The sequence below is a fragment of the Brooklawnia sp. genome (genome assembly GCF_032229645.1).
Lineage (GTDB): Bacteria > Actinomycetota > Actinomycetes > Propionibacteriales > Propionibacteriaceae > Brooklawnia.
Genome location: NZ_JAVTWX010000067.1, coordinates 5,472 through 9,777 on the forward strand (window position 1 = coordinate 5,472; position 4,306 = coordinate 9,777).

Consider the following 4,306-nt stretch of genomic DNA (forward strand, 5'->3'; position numbering starts at 1 on the left):
CCGTCGTCCATAGGTGTGCGAAATTCACCAGGACATCGCCGGGGACGATAGTCGATCTCAGGTGCGTGCAGCGTACCGACGGGGCAGCGTGAAGCATTCGGCTCGGGTTGGGCCAGGTGCATGCAGCGCATCGACGGGTCAGTGTGAAGCCCCGTCGACGACGCTTCACTGTTCGATGCCAGGCCCGGACCCATTTCACCGCGGCCTACCGTCAGCGGACCTTTGTCGGGCGCGCCGAGAAGAACGCACACCACATCGAATGGGCCACTTCGGTGTCAGTCGGCTTCTTGCGCTTACCGAACGCCGCCAGTTGCTTGATCCGGTCATCATCGGTAAGCCTTACGCTTTGGCTGAGCAAGCTGAAGACCTCGAACAGTCCGATCAGCTGATCGCAATCGGCCGGTGTGAGCGGTGCGCTGAGTCGCTTCCGCGGCAGGTCTTTTGGCCTGCTGGGGGAGATGACCGGATTTACCAGAACCCTTGCGCGTAGTTATGGCGCCGACCGCAGGTAGCCGGCCAACCGAACTGATCCCGACTCAAAACGGCGGACGAGGGCCGATGTCATGCAGTAGCGCTTAGGCCGCAGACGCGAGCCAGGCAGGTGCCGGTCCGGTTGGTGCGGCGCATTCGTCAACCGAGCGAAAGCTGCAGCGCAGTGATTATTTCCGAGCATGGCAACCCTAACCGCTGAGAATTTCACGAAGACGCCATCGCTCAGCGATGAAATATAGAATTGTAAACGACTTCAAGTTGTCGGCTTCTCGTGAGCAAATATTTAAAGGATCAACGACATGTTGTGCCGATTCAGTTGATCAGGACAGGGGTATTCCGGATTCGGATGGCGGTCGGACGACATCGTCAGCCGAGATCCCAAGAATGCTGCGACGCATGCCTATCTATATGGACGATCTCTAATCCCTGACCCAACGATGGGTCAGGGCAGGCAGAGCCAATGATGATTCAGCCTTAGGAGGGGTTTTGATGAAACTACTACAGCCGGGAAAGATCGGCACGATGACCCTCAAGAATCGGGTTTTCATGGCACCGATGGGCACAACCAGTGAGGCCGACGGGTCATTCAGCGATCGCTGCATTCGTTATCTCGAAGAACGCGCCATCGGTGGGTTCGCGATGATCATCACAGGCGCCAACCAGGTCACTCTCGACTACGAGCAGAAGGCCTGCAATGTTATCGGCAGCGCTCGCTCGCGTGAACAGCTCAACTTCCTGGCTCGCAGGATCCATGGGCAAGAGGCGAAGCTGTGCGTCCAATTGACTATTGGTCTTGGACGCATGCAGCTGCCGACAGCGGCAGCCGTCGCACCGCTTGCTGCCAGCGAAGTGGAGTCCTTCTGGTTCCCGGGGCTGATGTGTAAACCGCTGAGCATTGATCAGATTCACGATCTGGTCGAGAAGATGGGCGCCAGCGCGGCCTTCGCCAAGGAAGCCGGGGCGGACTGCGTCGAGATTCATGGCTACGGCGGCTACTTGCTTGACCAATTCAGTTCAAGCTTGTGGAACAAGCGCACCGATGAGTACGGCGGCGACCTTGCCGGACGCATGAAGATCAGCCTGGAGATCATCGCATCGATGCGCGAAGCCGTCGGCGCGGATTTCCCGATCATTTATAAGTTCACGCCATATCACGGCGTACCAGGTGGTCGTGAACTCGATGAAGGCCTGGAGATGGCCCGAATACTCGAATCGGCCGGAGTGGACGCGTTGCACGTCGATTATGGCGCTTATGATGCCTGGTACAAGGCGATTCCGACCGTTTATCAGCACGCTCCGACAGCCGCCTGGCTCGCAGCGGAAGTGAAGAATATCGCAGGTGTTCCTGTCTTGGCCACGGGAAAGCTGAATGATCCGAACACCGCCGAGAGCGTCCTGGAGAAAGGGCAGAGCGATTTCATCGGGCTCGCTCACGGCGCGCTGACCGAGCCGCACTGGGTCAACAAGGTCCGCAGCGGCCAAGCGTACGACATCGTTCCGTGCATCGGTTGCAATGAGTGCCTCAACTCCGGCTTCGGGCATGGCGCTCATTACCACTGTGCGGTAAACCCGCAGTGCTACGCGGAAGACTATTTTCCCGTGCTGCCCATGCCCGATCGCAAACGCGTCCTGGTGCTGGGCGGCGGACCGGGTGGCATGGAAGCAGCCATCATCGCGGCCGAGCGGGGAGCCGAGGTTGAGCTATGGGAGAAGAGTGCGCGCCTTGGCGGGCTGCTCTGGGCTGCCGGTGGACCCGATTTCAAGGTCGATGTCGAGGATTATGCGAAGTATCTCGTCGGCAAGACCTTCCGCAGCAACGTCAAGGTGCGGACGATGAAGGACGCGTCGCCCGAAGAGATCGTTGCCGGGCGGTGGGACAAGGTCATCATGGCCAGTGGTGCGCACGCTGCAATCCCGCCGATTCCGGGGATCGAATCGAAGAACGTCGTGATGGCCAACGACGTCCTAACCGGTGTTTCCCAGATCGGACGCAGGGTCGTGGTGATCGGAGCAGGTCTCGTGGGCTGCGAGACAGCCGCCATGTGCGCGGAACGCGCCGATCAGGTGACGGTCATCGAATTGTTGCCCGAGATCTTGAGCGGCGTCGATCACTGCCTGAACAACAGGCAAGCGCTTGATCAGTTACTTGAGGATTCCGAGATTGAGTTCATCACCGGCGCGCGGGTGGGCAAGATCGAGGAAGAGAGAGTGAGCTATAGCAAGGATGGCCGGGCATTCGAGATCGAGGCCGATACCGTGGTTGTGGCGGCGGGCTATGTCTCGAACAACGAGCTCTATGACCAACTCGCCGAAAAGGTCGATGTGTCGATCATCGGAGATGCCGCGAAGCCGGACAGCATCCTGACCGCTGTCAGCCAGGGGTTCCAGCTGGCCCGATCTCTGTAGCGGCACCATCCCAAGCCGGGCCGGTAGCCCAGCTGGCTATCGGCCCGGCTTGGTTGTGCGCGCACCTATAGCGTCGACCCCAGGTAGCTGACCAACCACCGTGACTGCGACTCAGGGGTGACCGACGAGGTCAGGTGTCGTGCGGTAGAGCCAGTGCCCGCCGCACGCGAGTTGGGCAGGGCCGAGCCGGTTGGCTCGGTCGCCATTCGTCAGCCAACCGAAAGTTACAGCACGGTGACGATCGCCAATCTTGATTGACACCGGTCCCAGTGACGAACAAACTTAAGACACCGACATATGTGGCACCGGTGTCAATGTGATGTGAGAGCTTGGAAAAGCAGTCCAACCGGCAGGAAAGTAGACATGGCGAACCTGATTCCCGTTCCTCAAGACTTCGAAGAATGTGTTGCGCACCCACTGGCAGCAGAATCAACCATCAATCACTACGTCGCCGACGCTGCGGCGAAGGGTCTGAAGCGGGTCGTCCTCGTGGGCTGCGGCGGATCGCACTTCGGCGCCTATCCCTGCTACGACTTCGTCGACCGCCATCTTTCCGGTATCAGTGTCAACCATGTCACCAGCGCCGAACTGACGTCCCGTAACCCGGTCTGGCTCGACTCCAGCTGCCTGGTGGTGGCCGCCAGCCACTCGGGAAACACTCCGGAAACCGTAGCCGCGGCCGAATTCGCGAAGGCCAAGGGGTGCCCGACCATCGGCATCTCGCGCATCGGCGACAACGGGCTGAGCCGCACCTGCGACATCCATCTCGACTACCCCGACACCATCACCATCACCGAGCCCAAGCTGATGCACACCATGCTGATCGCCCTCGCATTTGCACGGTTGGAGGGTAAGACCGAACTGGCGGACACCGTCCGCGCCGGTATGGATGCGATGCCGCACGCGCTGCGGCTCGGCAAGGACGAGATCGCCGGAGTCGGCGACGCCATCGGCACCACGACCCTGGACACCGACTACGCCTACTTCGTTGGCGCCGGCCCGCTGTTCGGGCAGGCCAAGATGTCGGCCTGGTGCTACTCGATGGAAATGTCATGGATGCCTGCTGCAGCGATCAACGGCGCGGACTTCTTCCACGGCCCCCTGGAGTTGACCCTCGAGAAGACCCCGATCGTCGTGCTGGCCGCCGAGGATCCCAGTCGTCCGCTCGCCGAGCGCGTGGTGAGCTTCATCACCGACCGCACCGAACACGCCCACGTCATCGACTCCAAGAACCTCTCGATGGAAGGCGTCCCCGAGGCCGCCCGCGCCGAACTCAGTGTGCTTTCGACCATCAGCGCCTCCCGCCGGGTGCTCGACCACGTCGCGGCCCTTCGCGATCACGACACCTCGGTGCGCCGCTATATGTACAAAGTGGCCTACTGATGCGACTGCTGTGCATTGGCGACAA

At 60.6% G+C, this 4,306-nt stretch carries 2 protein-coding genes; both read left to right on the top strand.

What is annotated here, in order from left to right:
* Positions 1–981: 981 nt before the first annotated feature.
* Entirely contained in the window at positions 982–2,898 is a 1,917-nt protein-coding gene (locus AAFP05_RS04740; protein WP_341728704.1) for an NAD(P)/FAD-dependent oxidoreductase, read from the top strand.
* Between the two features lie 363 nt (positions 2,899–3,261).
* The gene (locus tag AAFP05_RS04745) at positions 3,262–4,281 is read left to right on the top strand and encodes an SIS domain-containing protein (RefSeq protein ID WP_341728705.1); all 1,020 of its coding nucleotides are present in this window, start codon (positions 3,262–3,264) and stop codon (positions 4,279–4,281) included.
* Positions 4,282–4,306 lie beyond the last annotated feature (25 nt).

What these genes read in the sequence shown, in the direction of transcription:
- AAFP05_RS04740 (WP_341728704.1), top strand. Translation starts at nt 982, where the DNA reads ATGAAACTACTACAGCCGGGAAAGATCGGCACGATGACCCTCAAGAAT.
- AAFP05_RS04745 (WP_341728705.1), top strand. Translation starts at nt 3,262, where the DNA reads ATGGCGAACCTGATTCCCGTTCCTCAAGACTTCGAAGAATGTGTTGCG.